At 42.7% G+C, this 26,736-nt stretch carries 23 protein-coding genes; 7 read left to right on the forward strand and 16 right to left on the reverse strand.

Annotated elements, in window-relative coordinates:
* Positions 1-100: 100 nt before the first annotated feature.
* The 5 genes from betA to AADY36_RS12760 all read right to left on the reverse strand — a co-directional run bounded on the left by betA (position 101) and on the right by AADY36_RS12760 (position 5,857).
* A complete protein-coding gene (betA, locus tag AADY36_RS12740; protein WP_055197897.1) occupies positions 101-1,771 on the reverse strand; it encodes a choline dehydrogenase in 1,671 nt (556 codons plus the stop codon).
* Positions 1,771-3,234: a betaine-aldehyde dehydrogenase gene (gene betB, locus AADY36_RS12745; protein ID WP_054562277.1), complete on the reverse strand. Its 1,464-nt coding sequence runs from the start codon at positions 3,232-3,234 to the stop codon at positions 1,771-1,773. The genes betA and betB overlap by 1 nt, the downstream gene beginning before the upstream one ends.
* Before the next feature lies 1 nt (position 3,235).
* Positions 3,236-3,826 (reverse strand): transcriptional regulator BetI, encoded by a 591-nt coding sequence (gene betI / locus AADY36_RS12750; protein ID WP_055197893.1) that lies wholly within the window; start codon positions 3,824-3,826, stop codon positions 3,236-3,238.
* A gap of 292 nt (positions 3,827-4,118) precedes the next feature.
* Entirely contained in the window at positions 4,119-4,586 is a 468-nt protein-coding gene (locus AADY36_RS12755; RefSeq protein ID WP_055197891.1) for a nuclear transport factor 2 family protein, read from the reverse strand.
* 89 nt (positions 4,587-4,675) lie between these two features.
* On the reverse strand, positions 4,676-5,857 hold the full coding sequence (locus AADY36_RS12760; RefSeq protein WP_342409043.1) for an MFS transporter: 1,182 nt from the start codon (positions 5,855-5,857) through the stop codon (positions 4,676-4,678).
* Positions 5,858-5,967: 110 nt separating this feature from the next.
* Here AADY36_RS12760 and AADY36_RS12765 point away from each other — a divergent pair, with 110 nt between their 5' ends.
* Entirely contained in the window at positions 5,968-6,855 is an 888-nt protein-coding gene (locus AADY36_RS12765) for a LysR substrate-binding domain-containing protein (RefSeq protein ID WP_055197889.1), read from the forward strand.
* A 98-nt stretch (positions 6,856-6,953) separates the two neighbouring features.
* Complete coding sequence (locus tag AADY36_RS12770; RefSeq protein WP_055197887.1) at positions 6,954-8,045, forward strand: alkene reductase; 1,092 nt, start codon at positions 6,954-6,956, stop codon at positions 8,043-8,045.
* Positions 8,046-8,049: 4 nt separating this feature from the next.
* Here the strand turns inward: AADY36_RS12770 and AADY36_RS12775 are convergent, their stop codons facing one another.
* Both AADY36_RS12775 and hrpB read right to left on the reverse strand, forming a co-directional pair.
* Positions 8,050-8,487 carry an MBOAT family O-acyltransferase gene (locus tag AADY36_RS12775; protein WP_054562283.1) on the reverse strand — a complete coding sequence of 146 codons (438 nt, stop codon included), beginning with the start codon at positions 8,485-8,487 and terminating at the stop codon, positions 8,050-8,052.
* 151 nt (positions 8,488-8,638) lie between these two features.
* Complete coding sequence (gene hrpB / locus AADY36_RS12780; RefSeq protein WP_055197886.1) at positions 8,639-11,059, reverse strand: ATP-dependent helicase HrpB; 2,421 nt, start codon at positions 11,057-11,059, stop codon at positions 8,639-8,641.
* A gap of 169 nt (positions 11,060-11,228) precedes the next feature.
* Between hrpB and AADY36_RS12785 the strand changes: the two genes are divergently transcribed.
* A complete protein-coding gene (locus AADY36_RS12785) occupies positions 11,229-11,996 on the forward strand; it encodes a substrate-binding periplasmic protein (protein WP_055020661.1) in 768 nt (255 codons plus the stop codon).
* Between the two features lie 196 nt (positions 11,997-12,192).
* Complete coding sequence (locus AADY36_RS12790; protein ID WP_054562286.1) at positions 12,193-12,390, forward strand: CsbD family protein; 198 nt, start codon at positions 12,193-12,195, stop codon at positions 12,388-12,390.
* Between the two features lie 40 nt (positions 12,391-12,430).
* Here AADY36_RS12790 and AADY36_RS12795 read toward each other — a convergent pair whose 3' ends face one another.
* From AADY36_RS12795 to AADY36_RS12810, 4 genes are all read right to left on the reverse strand, one after another.
* Entirely contained in the window at positions 12,431-13,471 is a 1,041-nt protein-coding gene (locus AADY36_RS12795) for a GGDEF domain-containing protein (RefSeq protein ID WP_055020659.1), read from the reverse strand.
* A gap of 343 nt (positions 13,472-13,814) precedes the next feature.
* Positions 13,815-16,445: a methionine synthase gene (gene metH, locus AADY36_RS12800; protein WP_342409044.1), complete on the reverse strand. Its 2,631-nt coding sequence runs from the start codon at positions 16,443-16,445 to the stop codon at positions 13,815-13,817.
* A 9-nt stretch (positions 16,446-16,454) separates the two neighbouring features.
* Positions 16,455-17,522: a homocysteine S-methyltransferase family protein gene (locus AADY36_RS12805; protein ID WP_054562289.1), complete on the reverse strand. Its 1,068-nt coding sequence runs from the start codon at positions 17,520-17,522 to the stop codon at positions 16,455-16,457.
* On the reverse strand, positions 17,512-18,459 hold the full coding sequence (locus AADY36_RS12810) for a homoserine O-succinyltransferase (RefSeq protein ID WP_235372637.1): 948 nt from the start codon (positions 18,457-18,459) through the stop codon (positions 17,512-17,514). Before AADY36_RS12810 ends, AADY36_RS12805 begins: the two co-directional genes overlap by 11 nt.
* Positions 18,460-18,705: 246 nt before the next feature.
* Here AADY36_RS12810 and ettA point away from each other — a divergent pair, with 246 nt between their 5' ends.
* A complete protein-coding gene (gene ettA, locus AADY36_RS12815) occupies positions 18,706-20,379 on the forward strand; it encodes an energy-dependent translational throttle protein EttA (RefSeq protein WP_054562291.1) in 1,674 nt (557 codons plus the stop codon).
* A 26-nt stretch (positions 20,380-20,405) separates the two neighbouring features.
* Here the strand turns inward: ettA and AADY36_RS12820 are convergent, their stop codons facing one another.
* On the reverse strand, positions 20,406-21,155 hold the full coding sequence (locus AADY36_RS12820) for an EAL domain-containing protein (RefSeq protein ID WP_055020657.1): 750 nt from the start codon (positions 21,153-21,155) through the stop codon (positions 20,406-20,408).
* Between the two features lie 163 nt (positions 21,156-21,318).
* Between AADY36_RS12820 and AADY36_RS12825 the strand changes: the two genes are divergently transcribed.
* Together AADY36_RS12825 and AADY36_RS12830 are read left to right on the forward strand one after the other, a co-directional pair.
* Positions 21,319-21,684: a PilZ domain-containing protein gene (locus tag AADY36_RS12825; RefSeq protein ID WP_055020656.1), complete on the forward strand. Its 366-nt coding sequence runs from the start codon at positions 21,319-21,321 to the stop codon at positions 21,682-21,684.
* 53 nt (positions 21,685-21,737) lie between these two features.
* Positions 21,738-22,646, forward strand: a complete 909-nt coding sequence (locus tag AADY36_RS12830; protein ID WP_342409045.1) for a histone deacetylase family protein — start codon at positions 21,738-21,740, stop codon at positions 22,644-22,646.
* An 82-nt stretch (positions 22,647-22,728) separates the two neighbouring features.
* Here the strand turns inward: AADY36_RS12830 and cyoE are convergent, their stop codons facing one another.
* The 4 genes from cyoE to cyoB form a co-directional block, all read right to left on the reverse strand.
* Positions 22,729-23,613, reverse strand: a complete 885-nt coding sequence (gene cyoE / locus AADY36_RS12835; RefSeq protein ID WP_054554292.1) for a heme o synthase — start codon at positions 23,611-23,613, stop codon at positions 22,729-22,731.
* Positions 23,614-23,755: 142 nt separating this feature from the next.
* Positions 23,756-24,115: a cytochrome o ubiquinol oxidase subunit IV gene (gene cyoD / locus AADY36_RS12840; RefSeq protein ID WP_272982298.1), complete on the reverse strand. Its 360-nt coding sequence runs from the start codon at positions 24,113-24,115 to the stop codon at positions 23,756-23,758.
* Positions 24,115-24,750, reverse strand: coding sequence for a cytochrome o ubiquinol oxidase subunit III (cyoC, locus tag AADY36_RS12845; protein WP_054562296.1), 636 nt, complete (start codon positions 24,748-24,750; stop codon positions 24,115-24,117). The genes cyoD and cyoC overlap by 1 nt, the downstream gene beginning before the upstream one ends.
* Positions 24,747-26,735, reverse strand: coding sequence for a cytochrome o ubiquinol oxidase subunit I (cyoB, locus tag AADY36_RS12850; protein WP_342409046.1), 1,989 nt, complete (start codon positions 26,733-26,735; stop codon positions 24,747-24,749). Before cyoB ends, cyoC begins: the two co-directional genes overlap by 4 nt.
* Between the last annotated feature and the right edge of the window lies 1 nt (position 26,736).

Consider the following 26,736-nt stretch of genomic DNA (forward strand, 5'->3'; position numbering starts at 1 on the left):
TTCATTGTTTCTCCAGTTTTATTCCTCGCATTAACGCACCACAAACAACTCGTGATGCGCGCCACTGCAAGCCCCACAGCCGAAACTGCGGGTGGCCTTATTAGATCTCCGAACTACGCTGCGTTGATTGCCATTGTTTTTCCATGGCAACATCTGCAGTTGATGCCGATAACACAGGCTTACCTAAAATGTGGTCCGCCGCTTTTTCTGCCACCATAATGGTTGGTGCATTTAAATTACCGTTAGGAACGGTTGGGAAAATAGATGAATCTACAACCCGTAAACCTTCGATACCGTGCACTTGAGTTTGCGAGTTAACCACGGCCATCTCATCTTCACCCATCTTGCACGAACATGACGGATGGTAAGCACTCTCAACCGCTTGACGAACAAACGCATCGATTTCTTCATCGCTTTGAATATCTTTACCGGGTTGAATTTCACCATCGCGATACTCATCAAACGCATTTTGTTCGATAATCTCACGAGTTAAACGTACACAAGCTCTAAAGCCTTCAATGTCATCTTGGTGCTGTAAGTAGTTAAATTGGATCTTAGGTGCAACCTGTGGATCCGCCGACTTAATCGTTACTGCACCACGGCTTTTTGGTTTGTTATGCCCAACATGAACTTGGAAGCCATGACCATCAAAGGCACTTTTACCGTCATAACGAATGGCAGCTGGTAAAAAGTGATACTGAATATCTGGCCATTCAACACCCGGTTTTGAGCGAATAAATGCACATGATTCAAAATGGTTCGTCGCCCCTAAACCTGAGCGGTTTAATAGCCAACGAGCGCCAATTAGCCCTTTTGAAACAAGGCCTAATTTGCCGTTTAAAGTAATTGGTTGCTTACACTTATATTGGAAGTAAAACTCCAAGTGATCTTGTAAGTTTTGACCAACACCTGGTAAGTGATGTTTAACCTCAACCCCCGCTTCGCTCAGGATATCTTTATCACCAATACCTGATAATTGCAGAATATGCGGTGAGCCAATTGGGCCCGCACTTAAAATAACGTCTTTTGCTGCAAATGCTTGCTGCTTAGAGCCAGACACTGAAAACTCAACACCAACGGCTTTTTTGCCTTCTAGCAGAACTTTTTCAGCTAAGGCACCGGTGATTAGCGTTAGGTTTTTACGTGACTTAACAGGGTCTAAATACTCACGGCTAGCAGAGCTTCTTACGCCGTCTTTTACCGTCATATGCATTGGCCCAAAACCTTCTTGCTGGGCTGCATTGTAGTCATCAGTTTGCGCATAACCTGCTTGTTGGCCCGCTTTGATAAAGGCTTTATAAAGCGGGTTAGCCATTTCATTACCGTTATTAACCCCTAATGGGCCGTTATCGCCACGGTAACTGTTACCACCTAAGTAGAATGATTCCGCACGTTTAAAGTACGGTAAACATGCTTGATAATCCCAACCATTAGCGCCGTGTTGCTGCCACTCATCAAAATCTTTGGCATGACCACGTACATAGACCATGCCGTTAATCGATGATGAGCCACCTAACACCTTACCTCGTGGGCAATGCATTTGACGGTTATCTAAATATGGCTCTGGCTCGGTATGAAATTGCCATGCATATTTGTCAGTATTCATTGGGATTGATAGCGCGGTAGGCATCTTTATAAAAATGCTTTTATCACTACCACCCGTTTCAAGTAATAACACCTTATTCGAAGGGTCTGCTGATAGTCGGTTTGCCAACACGCAGCCTGCAGAGCCAGCACCGACTATGATGTAATCATAGTTCTGTGTACTCATTAAAATGGACTCTCTATATTGCTCATACCCACATAAATCGATTTAGTTTGGGTATAGTGATCTAAAGTTTCGATACCGTTTTCACGGCCGATACCTGATTGCTTGTAACCACCTACTGGCATTTCTGCAGGTGAATTACCATAGCTGTTTATCCAACAAATACCGGCTTGTAACTGGTGGATAACGCGGTGTGCACGCTGAATATCTTTAGTGAACACACCTGCGGCTAAGCCTAGGTGCGTATCGTTTGCACGCTGAATAACGTCATCTTCATCATCAAACACCAACACGCTCATTACCGGGCCAAAGATCTCTTCTTTAACTATGGTCATGTCATCTTTACAGTCGACAAAAACGGTCGGTTCCACAAAGTAGCCGTTTGGCGCAGATACTGGTGATAGTGCCTTACCGCCGGTTAATAAGGTTGCGCCTTCTTGAATACCTTTATCGATATAGCCAAGTACTAGCTCTTGGTGTTTTTTAGAGATAAGCGCCCCTAAATTCACCTCAGGATCCATTGGGTCGCCAGCAATAATATTTTGCTCAGTGCGTGTTTTCAGCTCATCAATAAACTGCTGATAAACATTTTTATGTACATAAATGCGCGTACAGTTAGTGCAGATTTCGCCTTGCGTATAAAAATTACCTAACATTGCCGCACTAACAGCTTGTGATACATCGGCATCATCAAATACTAATAACGGTGACTTACCACCAAGCTCCATGGTCACATCTTTAAGTGAACCAGCAGCGCTTGCCATTACTTTTTTGCCTGTGCCTACTTCACCAGTGAAAGACACTTTTTCAATATTTGGGTTTGCTGTTAACCATTGCCCTACTTCAGCAGCGCCTTGCACAACGTTGAATACGCCAGCAGGTACACCCGCTTCGATGAAAATCTCTGCGAGTTTAATTGCACCAAGTGGTGTTTCTTCAGAAGGTTTGAAAATAACCGCATTACCTGCAGCCAGTGCTGGGCCTGATTTCCAACAAGCAATTTGTAGTGGGTAGTTCCATGCACCAATACCGGCACAGATACCTAAAGGCTCTTTACGTGTGTAGTAAAAATCATTGCCAACCATTTGTTGCTGACCCACTTGCGCAGGAGCAAGACCAGCAAAATATTCAATAACATCGGCGCCAGTTTCAACATCGACACACTCGGCTTCTTGCCAAGGCTTACCCGTATCAAGTACTTCTACTTTTGCCAGTTCATCGTTACGATCGCGTAAGATTGCCACGGCTTTTAATAAAATACGGCTACGCTCAATTGGCGTCATTGCAGACCATGCTGCAAACCCTTGTTTTGCGCTTTCGATTGCCGCGTTTTGAATAAACTCATCAGCAATTTCAACGTGATAAATCACTTCATCCGTTGCAGGATTCTTAACTGCAAAGGTATCGCCAGTTTGATTCTTTAAAAAATGGCCATTAATAAAATTTTCGTAAACAGGTGTGGTCATTTTAGGCTCCATACTGTTTTATCAGTGAACGAATGTAGTCTTTGGCTAATCGCTCACAATTTTCGAATTGATCTTGGTCTGACTTACTTAATACGGCTCTTAGCCATAAACCATCGATCATGGCTGCACTTAGCTCAGCAGCTAAATTGGCATCGCTATCGCTCATTAACTGTTTGAATGAGCTTAATAAGTTACTAAATAAACGTTTACTATTTACGTTTTGTAAGCGATGCAACTGGGCGTCGTGCATTGAATGCGCCCAAAAGCTCAACCAAGTTTTGGTGTTGTTGCTTTGCTGCTGAATACGCGAAAAGTTTGCTTCAACGATAAACATTAATCGTTGCTCTGGACTAGTTTGTGGCGTTACTTGACTCAAAAGTGCTTGCTTTAAGCTGGTCAATAAATAACGCACAGTGGCTTCAATTAAGCCCTGCTTACCACCAAAATAATGACTGATAATGCCAGACGATAAGCCTGCCTTTTTACTAATGCTATTTATGGTGGTGCCTTGCAAACCAAGCTCTGCAACCGACTCTATTGTGGCGTCAATTAACTGCTGACGACGAACAGGTTCCATTCCAACTTTCGGCATAATTTTTTATTGATTGAACGTTCAATTAAAATAAAGGTTAAGGTAATGAGCATGGCAATTCAAGGTTGACAAATTGTAAACAACCGCAAAGCTACACTCGTAAGTTAAGCTAACCCACTGTTCTTACGTTTATTATCCGAAATATAAAAAAGTTTTAAATTTATTCAAAATAAAGCCTAAAAAGTATGAATTTAAGCTGAAATGCGGAAAAAAGAGAAAATTTATTGCAGGCGTATTTTAATAAAAAAGCGCTTATGAAAACGCTCATGTTAGGCTAAAAGTTAAGCTAAGCTCATTCATGGTATTTACGAATAACCGCTATCTTGCCATCTTCTATTTCGAGCACATCCATAATGGTCTGCGTGTATTCAATTTCTTGCTGGTTTTGTGGGTGTATACCTTTAGCATGATGGGTATAACGTAAAGCAATGGCAGAATCATTAAAAATAAAGGTATCGAGTAAGTTTGCTTGATATTCAGTGTGCGCCCCAAGGTAAAAAGTCATGCCTTTACGCATCATCGCTTTGCCATCTGGCTCCCTTGAATCATCTGTTTGATAAGGTAAGTGTTGGTTTGCTACATCGTCAGTTAATAAAGCTAAAAAGGCTTCTAACTCTTTGTTGGTGGCATTGGGTGCTTGTGTTGCAACCATGGTATTAAAGTACTGCTGTGCTAATGCTGTGAGCTCTAGGTTAACTTGCTTTGCTTGGCTGCTAAATGTGCTGAACAGGCAAATAGCTAGAAAATAAAGGTGCTTCATCGTTATTCCTTGTGGTTTTAGTTATTGACTAATAATCAAACTACGCACCTAAAATAACGACAAAGCATCGAACTATCAACAATTTAGTTTTAAGCTGTTTGTGGCTTTGGGATCTCGCGTTTATCTAAATAGCCGCTGTATCGTGTTGCAATTAACGCCGCTAAACTGATGATAGCGCCAATCCAAGCAGTGTCTTGCAATGAGTAGTTTTCAACGACAACACCACCTAACACTGAACCTAGCGCAATCCCGATATTAAACGCTGCAATGTTCAACCCTGAGGCCACATCGACGGCATTGGGTGTGAACTTTTCGGCAAGTTTAACCACATAAACTTGCAGCCCAGGCACATTACCAAACGCAAATGCCCCCCATACAAGTATGGTCAGTACCGCAGCGACTTTAGATTGCATGGTAAAGGTCAGCACTAACAGCACAATACTCAAAGCACTAAAGATAATGGTCAGCGCACTAATGGGGCCTTTTTTATCAGCTAATTTACCGCCGTAGATATTGCCAACAGCAACCGATACCCCATATACCAGCATAATTAAGCTAATGGTGGCTGATGCAAAACCAGTTTGCTGCTCTAAAATGGGCGCTAAATATGTAAAGGCAGTAAATGTGCCGCCATAACCAAGTATGGTCATCAAGTACACCAGTAAAAGCCTAGGTTGCACCATTACTTTTAGCTGCTCACCCAAAGTCGCCGGTCTACTTTGCTTTAAGTTGCTAGGAATTAAAAACGCGCTACCAACAAGTGCAATTAAGCCCAGTAAAGACACTACTAAAAAGGTCGCTCGCCAACCAAAGTGCTGACCAATCCAAGTCCCTAATGGCACACCGGTTACTAATGCAACCGTTAACCCCGTAAACATAATCGCAATGGCACTGGCTTCTTTATCTTTACTGACAAGCCCAGTAGCGATCGTTGAACCAATTGAGAAAAACACCCCATGGGCAAGGCCTGTTAGAATCCTTGCGGTGATCAAGCTACCATAACTAGGTGCTTGCCAAGCCAGTAAATTACCAATTACAAATAGGCTCATTAAGCTAAGTAATACATGTTTTCGATTCCAGCGTCCGGTTAGCGCGGTTAATACTGGCGCCCCCACCGCAACCCCTAATGCGTACAAGCTAACAAGTAGTCCGGCACTCGGTAACGAAACCGCTAAATCATCAGCGATGGTTGGCACTAAGCCGACAATCACAAACTCAGTGGTGCCTATGGCAAACGCACTGAGAGTTAACGCAAGTAATGCTATTGGCATCACATATCCTCTGTTTAATTTTGAAAGTGCGGCTATTGTGGCTAAAATTAAATTTGCAAAAAATAGCAGTAGTGACAAAATACTTTTGTCAAAAATGAAAAGGTAAAACCATGAGCGTGATCTCCAACACCCAAGATTTAGAAGCATTTATTAGCGTGGTTGATACCGGCGGGTTCTCAAGTGCAGCCAATGCATTAGATGAGCAAGTAGCAAAAATATCACGGGCGGTAACTCGGCTCGAAAAATCCTTAAACGTTACCTTATTCAACCGCACTACAAGGCGCATTGAGCTGACCGAAGAAGGTCAGTTATTTTTAGGCTATGCTAGAGAAGCACTGAGTCAGCTTGCACAAGGCGAAGAGGCCTTAAAGCTTTTGCACTGCGCCCCATCAGGAAAATTAAGAGTCGATGCTGCAAGCCCCTTTGTGTTTCACCAATTAGCACCACATTTAAAAGCCTTTAACCAAGCTTACCCTGATATAAAACTCGAAATCACCAGCCACGACAACATTATCGATTTACTTGAGCATAAAACCGATATTGCTATTCGTATTGGCGAACTCGCTGACTCAAACTTGCATGCGCGCACTTTGGGAGTTAGCAAACTACACCTCGTTGCCAGCCCTGATTATTTAAAAGCGGCACCGCCATTAAACGAGCTAACCGACTTAGCCTCGCACCAGCTTATTGGTTTTACCGATGCGCCGCATTTAAATCACTGGCCGCTAACCACACCTTTAGATCTTAAATTTTCAATCAGTGCATCAAGTGGTGAAACTGTGCGCCAGCTTTGTATTCAAGGTCACGGCATTACCTTGTTGTCGGAATTTATGATCAACGAAGATTTAAAAGCAGGCCGTTTAGTAAAAGTGCTCGAAGGCGAGGTACTGAGCCCTAATCGCCGCGAAAAAGTGCATGCGGTGTATTATCAAAACAGCGGTGTGTCATCACGAGTATTAGCGTTTTTAGACTTTATAGCACCTAGGTTAACGCTTTAGTTTTTGCACTTTTAACAAAAGTGTTTTGTGATTAGTGGCATTAATTTCATAAATAATTTTCGTTATGCTGAAAGCATATTCGCTTTCAAGGAGCCGTAATGAACAAATTATTCGATACTGTACAACTTGCCGGTCATACATTAAAAAACCGCATTGTTATGCCACCGATGACCCGCTCTCGCTCATCACAACCGGGTGATATCGCCAATGAGTTAATGGCCGACTACTATGCACAACGTGCGAGCGCTGGCTTAATTATCAGCGAAGGCACACAAATATCAGCCCTAGGTAAGGGTTATGCTTGGACACCGGGTATTTACACTGCCGAGCAAATTGCCGGTTGGAAGAAAGTAACCGACAAAGTTCATCAAGCTGGTGGCATTATGTTCGCTCAGCTTTGGCATGTTGGCCGAGTATCTCACCCAAGTAACACAGGTGGCGAGCAACCAATCGCGCCATCTGCTATTGCAGCTAAAGACGTAAAAGTTTTTATTGATGAAGATGACAAACCTGACTTTGTTGCCACAGCACAGCCACGCGCAATGAGCCATGACGACATCAAACAGGTTATAAACGAATACCGCCAAGCAGCCCGTAATGCAGTTGATGCAGGGTTTGATGGTATTGAACTTCACGCTGCTAATGGTTACTTAATTAATCAATTTATTGATTCAGAGTCAAACCAACGCACTGATGAATACGGCGGCAGTTTAGAAAACCGCTTACGCTTTTTACAACAAGTGACACAAGCGGTTTGTGATGAAATTGGCGCTGAGCGTGTTGGCGTGCGCCTTGCTCCACTCACAACCCTCAATGGGACGGTCGATGATAACCCATTTGAAACCTATATTGGCGCAGCAAAAGTACTCAGTGATCTCAACGTTGCTTATATGCACATTGCCGAAGCTGATTGGGATGATGCGCCTTTAATGGAGCAAAGTTTTAAGCAAGCACTGCGTGAAAACTATGCTGGGTTAATGATTTATGCAGGTAAATACACTGGCGAGAAAGCAGAGCAAGCATTAGCCGCAGGCTGGGCTGATTTAATTGGCTTTGGTCGCCCGTTTGTTGCAAACCCTGATCTGCCAGCACGTATTGAGCAAGGTATTGAACTTGCGCAGCATGATCCAGATACCTTATTTGGAGGCGGTGCTAAAGGTTACACTGACTACCCTTTAGCAACGCAGTAACGTGCTAAAAAAGGTGGCTCGTCAACCAATAGCTCAATACAATAAAGCTGATGTTGGCGAGCGCTCTTAACCACCAAGGAGCAGAGCTAAACTGGAGTTGGCTGTACTTGCTTACTAATACCAACACGCCCATCACAGTAAACCAAGGAGTAAAAAAGAATAGTGGCTTTAACTTCACTAAACTCACCGCTAAATCGTGCAGCGCCCCACTGACAGCAAAAGTCAAAACAAGGGCACACCAAGCCGGCATAATGTCATTGCAAGGCTTCATTACATACCGAGATAAGTAATAGCTCCACACCGGATTCCAATATCGCCAAAATAAATAAAACGAGCTAGCACCCAGCGAGCGTATCAGCATATTGCGCAACGAATCTTTATGGCCAAGAGGCACACCTGTACGTTTTTTAACGTATTGAGCAAGGGTAATAGCTGCAGACACAGGATTTCTCTTTTTTACTAATGACTCAATTAGACTACTAAACAACCAACAAAAGAGAAACCAAAACAAGGCTTGAAATTGTAACGGTTTATGAAGCGTGCAGATCTAAGGCAAGTGATGAAGCTGAGCTAAGCACTCAGCTTCATTAAAATCACATCTTACTTTTTACTTTATTAGTCGCTTGGCTGGTGGCTGGGTCGTCTGGCCAAAAATGTTTTGGATAACGCCCTTTCATTTCTTTTTGCACATCGCGGTAACTCGTTTGCCAAAAGTTAGCTAAGTCTTGAGTTAACTGCAGCGGCCGCCTCGCTGGTGATAATAGCTCCATTAATAATGGCAGTTTACCTTGGGCTAGCAAAGGCGTGCTGGTCATGCCATACACTTCTTGCATGCGTACACTGAGCTTCGCAGGGCCATCGAGCTGATAGGTCACTTTTACATTTGAACCACTTGGCACCGTTAATCGCAAGGGCAGGTGTTCATTCAATAAGCTTTGCTGCTGCCAATCAAAACAGCTTTTAATCGCTTCGCTGTAATTGAACTTTTTTAATTGTTCAAGGTTTTTAATATCATCCAAATAAGGTGCAAGCCATTGGCTATCGGCAATTAAATCATCATGATTTAAACGCGGAAATGACTCTGGTAACAGCTTACTTGCCAAGCTCATTCGAATAAGTAACTGCTCACTATCGGGCTGTTCATTAAATATCGAAAAGCCCCGCTTACTAAATAAATTTAACCACGCTTTGGTGCGCTCGTTTTTATCTAGTGGCTGTTTACTTGGTTGACTCGCTATGGTGATGGCACCCAGCTTGAGCTCATCTTGATGGATAAAACGCCCTGCTTTTTCATCGTATTCGCAGCGAGTTTGCTCAGTAAATAAATGCGAAAGCTCATCTTCAAGCTCACTTGGCAAAAAGGCAACAGCGGCAAAAACACGGTTTCCCTTATGACCGCCCATATGCGCAATGGCAATATAGTCATCGTTATGCCAAAACTCCTCACTTAAATCGGCGCCTGCACCATTGGCAAGTAAATAACCATTACCGCGCTTTTTGGCTAGGCGGTCTGGAAAAGCAAGCGCCACCAGCAGCGACAAGTACTCTGTTTTAAGCTCATTAACCGGCTTGAGTTGCAAGCGCGATAGCCAATAATTTAATTGCTGCTTAAATACTGGGTGCGGTTTGCTGTGCTGACTATGTAATGCCAAATTAAGATCAGCTGGCATACTGATGCGGCTTTCAAGCAGTGCAGTTAAATACCCTGCTAATACATAAATACCAGACATGCGCTGCTCTAGTAGCTTTGCCTTAATGAGCATATGCGAGAGGCGAATATCGGCTCCATAGCTCAGCATTTGGCTGCCAAGGGGTGTTAGCTTTTCATTTTCATCAATGGCTTCGAGCATTTTCAAAAGTGCCGTTGCCTGTTTAATCTGCTGGCGACTAGGTGGGTCGAGTAAGCTAAGCTCAGCAAGTGATGCCCCCCACTGCTTTGCCTCTAATAACAACTGACTAATATCACTGGTCAGAATTTCTGGCGCATCATGGCTGTTACGGCGCTCAAAGGTTTGCTTAGAGCCTAATCGATACACAACCCCCGGCTCAATTCGCCCAGCACGACCAGCGCGCTGTATGGCAGAAGAACGAGAAATACTTTGCGTAACAAGCTCTGTAACACCGGTTTTTAAATTGAAATTGGCAGCACGGCGTTTGCCGCTATCAACCACAATACGTATTCCTTCAATGGTCAAACTGGTTTCAGCGACATTGGTGGTTAATACCACTTTGCGTTTGCCATTTTTAGCAGGCGCGATAGCAGCTTGTTGCTCGTTTTTATTTTGCTCACCATACAAGCTAAATACTTCGACGCTATCACCTAAATCATTTAAAGACTGCTGAACGCGCATGATTTCACGCTGCCCTGGTAAAAATACTAAAGCACTGCCAGTTTGCTCACTAAGCGCCTGTTTTATTAGTGCAGGTATGTCATCGAGCCAACGGCTTTCGTCTTTAAGTGGAATATACACTTCATCAATGGGGTAGCTTCGACCTTGTGATGAGATAATAGGACAGCTGAAAAACTCACTGTAACGATCGCCATCTAGGGTTGCCGACATCAGTAAGATTTTTAAATCATCGCGAAGTGCCGCCTGTGTTTCGAGGGCAAATGCCAAAGCCGTATCTGCGGCAATTGAGCGCTCGTGAAACTCATCAAAAATAAGTAAGTCTACACCACTAAGCTCTGGGTCATTTTGCAACATACGCGTCAACATGCCTTCGGTGACAATTTCGAGTTTAGTTGTAGAACTTACTTTTGATTCACCACGAATGCGTAAGCCGACACTGTCACCGACTTTTTCATTCTGCTGACTTGCCAAATACTGGGCAATATTGCGTGCAGCCAGTCGTCTTGGCTCTAACATAACAATGCGTTTAAAGTGCCCTTCGCGCATTAAGGTAAGAGGCAGCCATGTCGATTTACCCGCTCCCGGTGGCGCTTGCAATAAGGCCATTGGGTTACTCTGTAATGTGGTTAACAAGGATTGATAAATATCTTGAACTGGCAGCACGTTAGGTATCTCTTACTTTCTTTTCACGCATTGTATCAAAAAACTAAAAATTGCGATGGCTATAGGCTTATTTTCTATCTCGGGCTTTAGAAGTGAAAACATTGCATTCTGCCAGTTTAGACTTATTCTTGATTAAACGACCAAACAAAAATCAGAATAAGGAATTAACTTGTTCAGGATTTACACCCGTATTTTAATCACCTTGCTACTTTTAGTTTTCCCGTTTCAAAAAGCGTTTAGTCAGCAAAAAATTACGGTTGCACTTGGCAATACACTACCACCTTGGGTCATGGTTGAAGACAACACAGGCATAATTCCTGACTTACTTCGTGCGACACTCGGTGTTCACGGTTATCAAATACACTTTGTCTACGTTCCCTATGCAAGGCGGATCCCTTTGTATACTGAGAACTTAGTTGATGTTGTGTCTGATATTAATGAAAAAGTTATCGAAACCCATCAAATGAGCGGTTACTTTTCAGATATTGCTTACAGCTACGAGAACTTCGCTTTTAGTCTGGCCAAGCAAAACCTGCAGCTTAGCTCTATTGCACAATTAAAACACTTTAGTGTTCTTTCATGGCAAGGTGCAAAAGAATTACTCACACCAGAATATCAAGCAATGGCCAGAGAAAACCCACAATACGCAGAAACCTATGATCAACTTGCACAAGTACAGCTTTTGTATCGAGAGCGCTACGAGGTGATCCAGATGGACGGTAAAATTTTTGATTATTATCGAGCATTAATTAATATCAATGACGAAATTGATGTCTCTAAACCTGTGCAACGATTTGCGTTGTTTGGCAAAAATCCCAGTGGCTTTTTATTTCGAGACGAAGCCTTAAGAGACCTGTTTAACGAGAACTTGCGTAAACTAAAATCAACTGAAGAATACACGCGGATAATCAATCGCTATACCTCTAAGAGCCACTAAGTATCTAAAAACTAGCGCAACAGAAAATATTACAGGCTGATTCTAAAAACTACGTAGTAATTGCAAACTTATAAATTCCACTCATTATATGTAAAAGCATAAAACAACTATAAATCAATAAGTTAGTAAATTTCACCAAATTGGTACAGCGATTGCTCTTACTAAGATGAATGTTTAACAAAGTAAGGAGATTATGATGAACAGCGATCGTTTAGAAGGCAATTGGAAAGAGCTTAAAGGTAAAGCACAACGTAAATGGGGTGACCTTACCGATGATGATTTAGATAAAATTGAAGGTAGCCGTAAAGAGCTGGTTGGTAAACTTCAGCAAAAATACGGTAAATCTAAGGAAGAAGCTGAGCGTGAAGTCAGCGACTTTGAAAAAAGCCATTAATTTGAGCAATCAATAAAGCCGCTAATTGCGGCTTTATTTATCAAGCAGGCTCATGCTTTGCTAAATCGACTTCAGCAACCGTTTGATTTTTACCTTGCGATTTAGCGCGGTAAAGCCGTTTATCGGCAATGTTCAAACAGTGATCCACGCTCTCATCAGCAACGCGCACGTACAAGCCAATACTTAAGGTGACATTAAAACGATGCTGGCCGCTCGTAAATGGCTTTTCAGCAAGCTTCTTATGGATTTTTTCAGCTACTTTTCTGGCTCTGAGCTCATACCCTGTTGGGATCACTATTAAAAACTCTTCGCCGCCCCAACGGGAAATAACATCTTCTTCTGTGCACACTTCTTTAAAGACATCAGCGAAAAATATTAGCACCTCATCGCCCACTTGATGACCGTAGGTATCGTTGATTTGTTTAAAGTTATCAACATCCATCAGCAAGAACACAGCCCCTTCGCCAAAGCGCTTATCTTGCAAGCATTCAGTTGCGTAGCGACGGTTAGCGAGTTCAGTCATCGCATCAGTACGTGCAAGCTTTTGATTAAGCTTAAGTTGTTCCATTAACTGCAAACTGTATTTGTTGCGGTAATATTCGTAGAAGCCAGCCAAAATACATAAAATCGAGAAACACAGCATGACCCGTGTCGGAAAGTAGTGACTCGGATAACTGTAATAACCAAATTGATCGGTAAAATAGAAAAGCACCGAGATAATACTGGCAAGCAAGATAAGATCGAACGCTCCGCGCTTTAAGCCACGAATAAAAAATGTCACAGGAGATACAATAAACAGCCATAACGGCCCAGTGCCATTGCTCCCCCCAGAGACAATTAAAAAACACATCATCGAATAGAGGGCGTACAGCATAAGTACTGCGATGGTTTCGTCACGATTTTTAATGACGAAAGGTGAGGCAAACACAAAGCCGCCAATAATCAATAAATAGCTAAGGGCATGGTAACCATCTTGATAGCTGGTGATCGCCATTAAAAACGAGGTAATCGAACCAATAAATGCAAAAACACGTAAAAATCGTGCTTTATCTTTGTCACTTGCATTCACTGTATCAATCACAATTTCACCTTAGATTTCTTGATCAATCTCAATAATACCAATCCGCAATAATACTTAATCATTTTGAGGGATTAAACCTGTCGCTACCTGCGTTAAAAATTTCTGATTTAGAACAACTAAATAACGAAATTTTTGCCTTGTTATCAACGAGGTTTTATTGCCTCAAAATAGACCACTTTATTAAGCGAATTGGTATAACTTTAACACAAATATATAAATTAGAAGGAATTTGCCAGTATTAAAACAATTAAAAAGAAAAAAGTATGATAAAAAATGAGCATAAAAAAACGAGCCATTTGTGGGCTCGTTTTTAATTTAAACAAAAGCTAATAACTAAAGGTTATTATTCTGGTTCATAGCCCAAATTAGGCGACAACCAACGCTCAGCTTCTGCAAGAGTCATGTTGGTACGCTTAGCGTAATCTTCAACCTGATCTTTTTGAATTTGCGCTACAGCGTAGTACTTAGCTTCAGGGTGAGAGAAATACCAACCAGAAACCGCCGCACCCGGCCACATTGCATATGAACTGGTTAGCTTCATGCCAATACGCTGCTCGGTATCAAGTAACTGCCAGATTTTCTTCTTCTCTGTATGTTCAGGACAAGCAGGATAACCTGGCGCAGGGCGAATACCTTGGTAGTTTTCACGAATAAGTTCATCGTTCGATAGATTTTCATCTACCGCATAGCCCCAATACTCTTTACGTACTTGCTCATGCAAGTACTCAGCAAATGCCTCAGCCAAGCGATCTGCTACGGCTTTAACCATGATTTTATTATAATCATCTTGCTTAGCATCGAAGGCATCGGCAAGGTCGTCTTCTTCAAGACCACCAGTAACCGCAAAAGCACCAAAGTAATCAGGGGTGCCTTTTGGCGCAATATAATCAGCTAAACAATAATTAGCAAAGTCGGTTTTTTCTGTTTGCTGACGTAAATGACACGCTGTAGTTAAAAGCGTTGTACGCGACTCATCGGTGTAAATCTCAATGTCATCCCCTACTCGGTTTGCAGGGAATAAACCAATGACACCTAGAGGTTGTAGCGCACCTGATTGCTCAAGCTCATCAAGCATTGCGTTGGCATCAGCATATAAGCTTTTAGCCTGTTCACCTACAATTTCATCTTCAAGAATACGTGGGTACTTACCAGCGATTGACCACGTCATGAAATAAGGTGTCCAGTCGATGTACTGTCTTAACGTCGCAATCGAAACATCTTTAAACTCAGTCACACCCAGCTTTTTCGGTACAGGCGGCGTGTAGTTGTCCCAATCGAGTTTTACAGCGTTGTCGCGAGCACGCTGTAAAGTAACTGGTTTTGAGCGCGGCTTTTTACGTGCTTGTTGTTCACGTACTTTTTCATACTCAGCCTTGGTTTTCTCTAAAAATGCTGGTTTTAATTCTTTCGACAATAAATTAGAAACTACACCTACAGCGCGGCTGGCGTTATTTACATAAACCACACCTTTATCATACTGTGGTTCAATTTTAACCGCGGTATGCGCTTTAGAGGTTGTTGCACCACCAATCAGTAGCGGTAATTCAAAACCACGGCGGGTCATTTCTTTCGCAACATGCACCATTTCATCAAGCGAAGGGGTAATAAGCCCTGATAAACCAATAATATCGGCTTTCTCGTCAATGGCGGTTTGCAAGATTTTCTCTGCCGGCACCATCACACCAAGGTCGATAACCTCGTAGTTATTACATTGCAGTACAACGCCTACAATGTTCTTACCAATGTCGTGTACGTCACCCTTAACGGTTGCCATAACCACTTTACCATTGGTTGCGCCCTCTTCTTTTTCAGCTTCAATGAAAGGATCAAGATAGGCTACGGCGCGCTTCATCACACGAGCAGATTTAACAACCTGAGGTAAGAACATTTTACCTGCGCCAAATAAGTCACCTACTACGTTCATGCCGTCCATAAGCGGGCCTTCGATCACTTCGATAGGCTTAGCTTTGCTCTTGCGGCACTCTTCGGTATCTTCATCGATGTATTCGGTAATGCCTTTTACTAGTGCATGTTCAAGGCGCTTTTCAACAGGCCAAGTACGCCACTCTAAATCTTCAACTTTCTCTGCTTGCGCCATACCAGAGTATTTGGGTGCAAGTTCAACAAGTCGCTCACCGGCACCTGGGTCGGTATTGAGGATCACATCTTCTACAGCTTTGCGCAGCTCTTCGGGAATATCATCGTAAACTGCTAATTGGCCCGCATTTACAATGCCCATGTCCATACCCGCTTTAATCGCGTGGTATAAAAACACTGAGTGAATAGCTTCACGTACTGGGTTATTACCACGGAACGAGAACGACACATTCGATACACCACCCGACACTTTACAGTGCGGTAAGCCTTGCTTAATTCGGCGCGTACCTTCAATAAACTCAACAGCGTAGTTATCGTGCTCTTCAATGCCCGTTGCGACGGCAAAAATGTTTGGGTCAAAAATAATGTCTTCTGGCGGAAAGCCAATATCATCAACGAGTATTTTGTAACTACGCTGACAAATCTCGAACTTACGATCAGCAGTTTCTGCTTGCCCGGTTTCATCAAACGCCATAACCACCGCAGCAGCACCAAAGCGTTTAATTAGCTTAGCTTGGCGGATGAATGGATCTTCACCTTCTTTAAGTGAAATTGAGTTAACAATGGCCTTACCTTGAATACACTTTAAGCCTGCTTCAATCACTTCCCATTTAGATGAGTCGACCATGATAGGTACTTTTGAGATATCAGGCTCTGAGGCAATTAAGTTTAAAAACTTTACCATCGCCGCTTTCGAGTCCAACATGGCTTCATCCATGTTGATATCAATCACTTGCGCGCCATTTTCTACTTGTTCACGGGCAACATCGAGAGCGGTCTCGTAATCTTCTTCCATGATCAAGCGCTTAAACTTAGCCGAGCCTGTTACATTGGTACGCTCACCGACGTTAGTAAATACAGCAATTTGGTCAGTCATGTCGGTTTCCTAGTTTAAGTTACAAGCTTCAAGGCCCGATAAGCGCATACGCACTTCAAGCTCAGGTAATTGGCGAGGTTTTACACCTTCAAGGCCTTTCGCAAACGCCTTAATATGAGCCGGTGTCGTGCCACAACAACCACCTACAATATTGATAAAGCCAGACTTGCCCCAATCAATAATTTCTTTTGCCATTTCAGGAGCTTCTAAATCATATTCGCCAAACTCGTTCGGTAAACCTGCATTTGGATGCACCGAGGTAAAGGTTTCACAAACGCGCGATAACTCTTCAACATACTGGCGCAGTAAGTCAGGGCCTAGGGCGCAGTTAAGGCCGATTGATAGCGGTTTAATATGACGAATTGAGTTATAAAATGCTTCTGTGGTTTGCCCTGATAAAGTACGGCCAGAGGCATCGGTAATGGTGCCCGAAATCATCACAGGTAAACTACGACCAGCTTGCTCGAATGCTTCTTCTACAGCGAACGAAGCCGCTTTAGCATTAAGGGTATCAAAGATGGTTTCTATTAAAATAAGGTCAGCACCACCTTCCATTAATGCCAGTGTTGACTCAACATACGCTGCCACCAGCTTATCAAAGTTGATATTACGATAACCTGGGTCATTTACATCTGGTGAAATAGAACAGGTTTTTGACGTTGGCCCAAGTACACCGGCTACATAACGCGGTTTGCTAGGATCTTTTGCTTCAAGTTCATCACACACGCCGCGTGCAAGCTTCGCTGACTCGAGGTTGATTTCGCGGCTAAGGCTCGCCATGTCGTAATCTTCCATAGAAATAGTCGTGGCATTAAAGGTATTCGTTTCGATGATATCGGCACCGGCTTCTAAATAAGCACGGTGAATATCAGCAATGATTTTTGGCTGAGTCAGGCTTAATAAATCGTTATTGCCTTTAATAAGTACGTGCCAGTCTTTAAAGCGCTCACCGCGATAATCCTGTTCTTCTAATTTATATTCTTGGATCATGGTGCCCATCGCGCCATCGAGGATTAAAATTCGCTGTTTTAGCGCCTCGGTTAATTGTTCGCGTTTATTCACTGCATTACTCGGCATAGTTGTTAGTCCTTACATCTTGGCTAACTAAGTTAATATCATACGGTGTAGTTTGGTACACATAATAGTTTAACCAATTCGAAAACAATAAAAAGGCATGGCTTTGCCACGTTTTCGACGGTTCGTTGTCTGGGTTATCGTCAGGGAAGTAATTTTCTGGCTTAGGTGCATCCGCTGATTTTTCTTGGTCGCGTAAATACTCCCCTTTTAAGGTATGAGCATCGTACTCTGGATGGCCAGTAATATACACTTGGCTACCTGATTTATTTTTAATTAAGTAGGCACCTACTCGCTCTGATCCGGCTAACACCACTAGCTCCTCGCAGGCAGTGATCTTATCGATATCAATATGACCATAACGAGAATGTGGCACTAAAAAGGTATCATCAAAGCCACGCGTTAGCGCTGCGTGGTCAAAATAGCTTTTATGGGTGAAAACACCGCTTAATTTGTTTGGTTTCAGATCACGTTTAAGACCATAGTGATGATAAAGCCCCGCATGGGCCGCCCAACACGAAAACAGCGTAGACGTCACATGCTGCTCTGCCCAATCTAAAATAATTTTTAGTTCATCCCAGTAGGCAACTTCGTCATACTCTAAATGAGCAAGCGGTGCGCCCGTTATGATCATGGCATCGTAGTTATTATCTTTCACTTCTGAAAAATAACGATAAAACGTATCCATGTGCTGTTCAGAGTTACTGCTGGTGCGATGGGTATCTAAGCGCAACAGCTCAACATTAACTTGCAGCGGTGAGTTTGCTAACAAGCGAATAAACTGCACTTCGGTTTCAACTTTGTTTGGCATTAAGTTTAAGATGGCCAAACGCATTGGGCGGATTTCTTGCGTTTTAGCACGACTTTTTGGCATTACAAACACGTTTTCTTGACGTAACTTTGCAATGGCAGGCAATTCATCTTTTACTGTAATGGGCATAGCTGGCTCCGAGCATACTTATCTGACTGCTAATTATGAACGGATAGTTAGAAATTTCAACCTCTAGATGTTTAGATGTCTAAATGAAGTGGTGTTTCTGAGTGGTCATTAATTAAAATGTATGACTCTTTGAGTAAATAACACCTTGATATTAAGCCTATCATAAACGTTGAATTCTGTATTTTGAGGTAGTTTGGGTATACAATACTTGCTGTTAATTTTTATTATAAATTGAAGGCTTCTTTCATGGTGTTACCAGACAAGTTTATATTCTCGATGAGTCGAGTATCTAAGGTTGTGCCACCTAAGCGCACTATCTTAAAAGATATTTCTTTACACTTTTTCCCAGGCGCAAAAATTGGTGTGCTAGGTCTAAACGGTGCAGGTAAATCAACGTTACTTCGCATTATGGCTGGTGTTGACCAAGACTTTGAAGGTGAAGCTCGCCCTCAACCAGGCACTAAAATCGGTTACTTACCGCAAGAACCCGTGCTAGACGAAAGCAAAACAGTTCGCGAAACAGTAGAAGAAGCTGTAAGCGAAGTTAAAAATGCACTAAATCGCCTTGATGAAGTATACAACGAGTATGCAATGGACGGTGCTGACTTCGATGCACTTGCTAAAGAGCAAGGCGAACTAGAAGCTATCATCCAAGCGCACGACGGTCACAATATCGACAACGTGTTAGAGCGTGCAGCTGATGCATTACGCCTTCCACCTTGGGATGCAAAAATTGAACACCTTTCGGGTGGTGAGCGTCGCCGTGTTGCGATCTGTCGTTTACTACTTGAAAAACCAGATATGCTTATTCTTGACGAACCGACCAACCACTTAGACGCTGAGTCAGTTGCTTGGTTAGAGCGCTTCTTACACGACTACGAAGGTACCGTGGTTGCTGTAACCCACGACCGTTATTTCTTAGATAACGTAGCAGGTTGGATTTTAGAGCTTGACCGTGGTGAAGGTATTCCTTGGGAAGGTAACTACTCATCGTGGCTTGAGCAAAAAGATTTACGTTTACAACAAGAACAGAAATCTGAAAAAGCACGTCAAAAATCAATCGCGCAAGAACTTGAATGGGTTCGTTCAAACCCGAAAGGCCGTCAAGCTAAGTCTAAAGCACGTATGGCACAGTTCTCTGAGCTTCAACAAAACGATTACCAAAAGCGTAACGAAACGAATGAACTATTCATTCCACCGGGTCCACGCTTAGGTGACCAAGTTATCGAAGTGAAAGGCCTGAAGAAGAGCTTTGGCGACCGTGTATTAATCGATGACTTAAACTTTGCAATGCCGAAAGGCGCTATCGTAGGTATTATCGGTGCCAATGGTGCGGGTAAATCAACGCTATTCAAAATGCTAAGTGGTGAAGAAACGCCTGATAGCGGTGAGATTATTGTTGGTGACACAGTTGAGCTTGCAACGGTTGATCAGTTCCGTGGCGACATGGACGAAAGCAACACTGTTTTCCAAGAAATCTCTAACGGCCAAGACGTATTAAAAATTGGTAACTTTGAATTCCCAAGCCGTGCCTATGTTGGCCGCTTTAACTTCAAAGGTAACGACCAACAAAAATTCGTTAAAGACCTATCAGGTGGTGAGCGCAACCGTTTACACCTAGCTAAGCTATTGAAAGCAGGTGGCAACGTATTACTACTGGATGAGCCAACCAATGACCTAGACGTTGAAACACTACGTGCACTTGAGAACGCTATTTTAGAGTTCCCTGGCTGTGTAATGTGTATCTCGCATGACCGTTGGTTCCTTGACCGTATTGCTACACATATTCTTGATTACCGTGACGAAGGCCAAATTAACTTCTTCGATGGTAACTACACAGAATACGAAGAGTGGTTGAAGAAAACCTTAGGCGCAGAAGCGGCACAACCTAAGCGTATTAAATACAAAAAAATTGGCTAATTAGCTGATACTCAAAAAGCCCCTATTTAGGGGCTTTTTTGTGCAAAGTATGCAAGGAATTCATCAACTTTCAATGATCTCGAAAAATACCAACCTTGTGCAAATTGTATCCCCGCTTTAGCGACTACTTGGGCTTGTTTTTTGGTTTCGACTCCCTCTGCAATATAGGCATGATTACTGTCATAACCACAATTTGCGAGTTGTTTCTTTTGTAATGAAGTAGCCCAGTCATCTTGTAAAATCAGATCGATTACCGACTTATCTATTTTTATATAATCAACATTTAACTGCGCAAGCGCTAAGATATTCGCTTCACCTAATTGCATATCATCTAACGCCATTTTTGCCTTAGAGATATTTTCTAGAATAGTTTGAACACCCATTCTATCGGGGATCCCTCGCTCAGATAATTCAAATATCACTTTGCTGGCATTACTATTCAAAGCTGACTTTTTCAGGGTATAGAATACTCCGCCTCGCCCCCAAAGCTCTGGTGGAACATTAATACCTACATGTACGTTGTCATGCTTATTCAGCCACTCAGCAAGCTCTTCGGCTACTTTATCTATGACCCAGTATGTGATCATGCCACTTAATACAGAACCTTCAATTAACGGTATAAACTCGAGAGGTGGGACGACTTTATCATTTCGCTGCCAACGAATAAGCGCTTCTGCTCCAACACACCGATTATCACTTAAACGTATTGTGGGTAAGTATTCTAAAAAGAATTCATTGTTATCAAGTGCCGCTTCAATTTCTGCAAGTGTAATCACATCATACTCCTATCAATGCCTATTAAAGATAGACCGAGGAGATTAATTTGCAAATAATGGCAACCCACCGGATTTTGAATTTCAATACTCAGCTGCCATTTAATCAGGCGACAACCGCTGACTCGACTATACTCATTAGGTCACTAAAGTAGGAGATACAGCTATGAATGAACGCAGAGAGTTTTCGCGGGTATTATTTTCTTGCCCTGCGATCCTTCGTATCGAAGATAACGACTATCACTGTCAGTTACTTGATCTATCTTTGCAAGGTGCGCTCATTACTAAAAGTGATTCATTTTTAGTGCCTATTCATAGTAAAGCTGACTTAATCTTCACCCTGCCAGAATCAACTATCGAGATTAAAATGCAAGTGGAGCTATGTCATGTTGAGCATCAACATGCTGGCCTTCGCTGTGAACATATCGATATTGATAGTATTACTCACTTAAAACGATTGATTGAGCTCAATCTGGGTGATGAAGCATTATTACATCGCGAGTTAGCCCATTTAATTCACGCGCCAGAGTAAACTTTTGTCGGTAGATTCGTTATGCTGTAGCAAATTCAGCTATTCAATGAGCTATGCAGTTAAATCCCCACTTACCCTTGGTGTATCATCCAAATTACTCGTTTAGTTTCGATCCTAATCATCGCTTTGTGATGAGTAAGTTTGCTTATTTATATGAGCATGTACAAAACCTTGGATTAATAAATGACAACCTAACTCAACCGATGCTTGGCAGCCCTGAGCCCCTTGAATTAGTGCACTGCGAAAACTATATCCACGACCTTTGGCACAACCGCTTAGATGAAAAAGCGATGCGCCGTATTGGCTTACCTTGGTCAAAAGAGCTGATGGCACGTACCTTTACTGCGCCTCTAGGCACCTTACAAACAGCACGTTTAGCCCTTAAACATGGCATAGCTTGTCACTTAGCGGGGGGCACTCATCATGCCCATACTGATTTTGGCTCAGGCTATTGCATGGTAAACGACCTCGCTTTCACCAGCGAAACTCTGATAAAAAGTGGTGAAGTAACCAATATACTTATTTTTGATTTAGATGTTCATCAAGGTGATGGTACCGCAGCAATGCTGGCGCATCAACCCTATGCTTATACCTGCTCTATTCACTGTGAAAAGAATTTTCCATTTCGAAAGTCAGCCAGCGATTTAGACATAGGTTTAGCGCCGAATGTCGCTGATAGTGAATACCTAGGCGTTGTTGACGAAACTCTGAGTTATTTATTAAACACCCTAAACCCAGATTTAGTGCTTTATGATGCAGGTGTAGATGTATGGCAGCAAGATGGTTTAGGGAAACTCGATATAAGCTGGCAAGGGATAGAGCAACGCGACCATTTAGTCCTCAAGCGTTGCCTTGAGCACAATGTACCTGTCGCAACAGTAATTGGTGGTGGCTATGATAAAGATCATCGCCGTTTAGCGGCTCGCCATGGTATTGTGGTAGAGCAAGCTGCTCGTTTTTAAAAAATAACAAAGAAAAAAGGCCCGGTGGAGAAAAAACCGGGCCTTTGCTACTGTAACATTGGGATATGTTAGCAACTTTTTTCTAAGTTAAAACAAGTAGCTGTGGAGCTACCGAATGGTAATCTAAAGCCATCGCTATGCTCAAAACCGTGATGTTTACAATTGAAAAAGCAAACACTTGGCGCGCCCAGCCGCTGACATCAATATTGCGACGATAACCACGAAGCGCCATTAGCAACCACCAAAAACTCGTTGTACAAGCTACAGCCATAAAGGCTAAACCTGTATAACCACTAATGGTTAATAACATCACAACCAACGCATACACGGCGATATATAAAACAATGTGATGCTTTGCCTTCTCGATCCCCTGCGCTACTGGTAACACAGGAATTCTGGCCGCTTGGTAGTCGTTATAACGAAAAATTGCAATTGCATATGAATGAGGCATTTGCCATAGACTAAACATAACCAATAAAATCACAGCACCAGCGTCAAACTGCCCAGTTACGGCACAATAACCCACTACAGGTGGTACTGCGCCAGATAAACTTCCTACAAAGGTGCCGTACACAGAACGACGTTTCATATATAAGCTGTACACACCTACGTAGATGACGTAACCAAAAGTAGCAAATAAGAGTGCCACTACGTTGGTATACACTGCTAATAATCCGAAACCAATAACACCAAGCACGATGCCATGTGCCATAGCCGCCTTTGCTGACATTTCGCCAGTCACTGTGACGCGTTTGCGAGTGCGCGCCATAGCAACATCAATATCACGATCAATTACGTTATTGATCGCGCATCCTGATGCCACTACTAAAGATAACCCTAGTAAGGTTGCGATCATTAACCATGGATCAATATCACCACGAGAGGCTAGCAAGAATCCCCCCGCGACAGAGATCAAATTGCCCATGATAATGCCAGGTTTAGTGACATTTAAATAACGTCGAAACACTTCCTCGACTCCTCTAATTTTCAGCACAAACGCAATATTACGAAAGAAACTAGTTAGTAACAGACTGTGAGAACTGGAGACACAACCTCAGACTAACCAGCTCCTCTCGTAAATCTTTTTACCAATTACCAAGTAATTGTTATTAGTACATCATCATGGCGTTCGATTCGTAGATGATCCACACCGACAAACCAACCACCATTACAATGATTAAAGCACTAAAGATAAACGACAATGAACTTGCCTTGCCGTCTTCAGTTTTGAAGTTTAGGTGTAAGAAATATTTCAAATGCACCCAAATTTGCACAATCGCCATGCTCACGATGCACCATGCAGTGGTCGTTTTAGAAAAAGAACCACTCATCACAGCCCAAAATGGAATAGCCGTTAAAACCACTGACAGTAGAAAACCAATTAAATAGTCTTTAACGCTGCCATGTGATTGTTCATTATGCGTATGAACTTCTAAGTTATTAATTACATGTGATTCACTGTGGCTCATTACATTGCTCCCATTAAATAAACAACGGTAAATACACAGATCCACACCACATCTAAGAAGTGCCAAAATAGGCTTAAACAACTTAGGCGTGTCACTGTTTGTGGGTTTAAACCACGGCGCACAACTTCAATCATTAGGACAGTCATCCAAATAAGACCAGCTGTTACGTGAAGACCATGTAAGCCCACTAGAGAGAAGAACGATGTTAAAAAGGCACTTTGCTGAGGGCCATTACCATGCGCAATTAGGTGATGAAATTCGTACACTTCCATACCAATAAACACTGCACCAAAGGCAAAGGTAACTAGCAACCAAGTTAATGTAGCCGCCTTTTTCTGCCCATGAGCAGAAATCATCGCAAAACCAAAAGTGATACTACTGAGTAGTAGAGCTGCGGTTTCAACCGCCACAAAATCAAGTTCAAAAATGTCTTTACCCGACACACCGCCAGCAGTGTTCATAAACAATACTGCGTAGGTTGCAAAGAATGATGCAAACAACAGGCAGTCAGTCATAAGGTAAAGCCAGAAACCAAATACGGTGTTACCACCTGTATCGTGGTGCTCATGGTCATGTGCATCGACATGACCGTGTGCGCCGTTTAAGGTGTCGAGCCCTGCAGAAATGGTACTCATGCATTCACCTCCTTCGTAGCGGCTGTATTGTGAGCCGTTTCTAGTTCAACAATTTCATCTGGTTGCACGTAGTAATCAACATCGCTGGTGTAACAACGTTTGATGAACACCACGATAGCACCCAGTAAACCAAAGGCTGCAAGCCACCAAATGTGCCAGATCATGGCAAAACAGAAGGTTGTTAAAGCCGCGCTCATTAATACACCTGCCGATGTATTTTTTGGCATATGAATTGGCCTATAAGAGTCTTCTTGCTTGTAAGCTAAGCCTTTTTCTTTCATGTCTGTCCACGCATCGATGTCATCAACATGAGGAATTTTCGCAAAGTTGTAGTACTGCGGAGGTGAAGCAGATGCCCACTCAAGAGTATGACCATTCCACGGATCGCCCGTTGTATCATCAAGTTGCTCGCGGTTTTTGAAGCTCACTACAAGTTGCACAACTTGGAACAAGATACCGAACATAATGATCACCGCACCGCCAGCTGCAATGTATAACCAAATGTTCCAATCAGGGTTGTTCGTGTGGTTTAAGCGACGTGTCATACCTAAGAAACCAAGTACGTATAACGGCATAAATGCCACGAAGAAACCAATTAACCAGCACCAGAAAGATCGTCTGCCCCAGCTCTCGTCAAGTTTGAAGCCCATTGCTTTAGGGAACCAAAACGCAAAACCAGCTAAGTAACCAAATACCGCACCACCAATAATGGTGTTATGGAAGTGAGCGATTAAGAATAAGCTGTTATGTAATACGTAGTCAGCACCAGGAATAGCAAGTAACACGCCGGTCATACCACCGATAGTGAACGTCACCATAAAACCTAAAGTCCAAAGGACAGGCACAGTAATACGTAAACGACCACGATACATAGTGAATAACCAGTTAAATAACTTAACCCCGGTCGGTACCGCAATAACCATGGTCATAACACCAAAAAAGGCATTAACGTTAGCGCTTGAGCCCATCGTAAAAAAGTGGTGAAGCCAAACGATGAAACCTAAAATCGAAATTGCACCACTTGCGTAAACCATCGACTTATAACCAAACAGGCGTTTACCAGCAAACGTTGAGATAACTTCTGAGAAAATACCAAACGCAGGTAAGATCAGAATGTAAACCTCAGGGTGACCCCATGCCCAGAATAAGTTGATGTACATCATCGCGTTACCACCTAGTTCATTCGTGAAGAAGTGGAAATCGAGATAACGGTCAAGCGTTAGCATTGCCAGTACAGCCGTTAAAATTGGGAACGATGCTGCAATTAAGATATTCGCCCACGTACATGCCCAAGTAAAAATAGGCATTTTCATTAATGTCATGCCTGGTGCACGCATTTTAAATACAGTCGCTAAGAAGTTTACCGATGTTAATAAGGTACCCAAGCCGGATATTTGCAAGGCCCATATATAATAATCGACCCCGACACCTGGACTGAATGACAACTCTGACAGTGGTGGATATGCAACCCAACCCGTTTTCGCAAACTCACCAAAAAATAATGAGATATTGATTAGGATTGCACCGCCAGCAGTTAACCAAAAGCTAAGGTTATTTAAGAATGGGAATGCAACATCACGGGCACCAATTTGCAGCGGTAAAATGATGTTCATTAAACCAATCATAAACGGCATCGCCATAAAGATGATCATAATCACCCCGTGTGCCGTAAATATTTGGTCATAGTGCTCTGGTGGTAAGTAACCACTTGCACCGCCGGTAGCCATTGCTAATTGCAGTCGCATCATAATGGCATCCGCGAAACCACGGAAAAGCATGATAAGCGCAAGAATGATGTACATGACACCTAAACGCTTATGGTCAATTGAGGTGATCCAGTCGTGCCAAATCACGCCCCACTTTTTATATTTTGTTACTAAGCCTGCCACTAACAGACCTAAGACAGCAACAACCGTCATGGTAACCATGATAATTGGTTCATGAAACGGGATTGCGTCTAATGTTAATTTACCTAACAACGACATG

Origin of the sequence: Pseudoalteromonas sp. D15MCD-2, assembly GCF_038562745.1 — a bacterium.
In the GTDB taxonomy this organism is placed as follows: Bacteria; Pseudomonadota; Gammaproteobacteria; order Enterobacterales; family Alteromonadaceae; genus Pseudoalteromonas.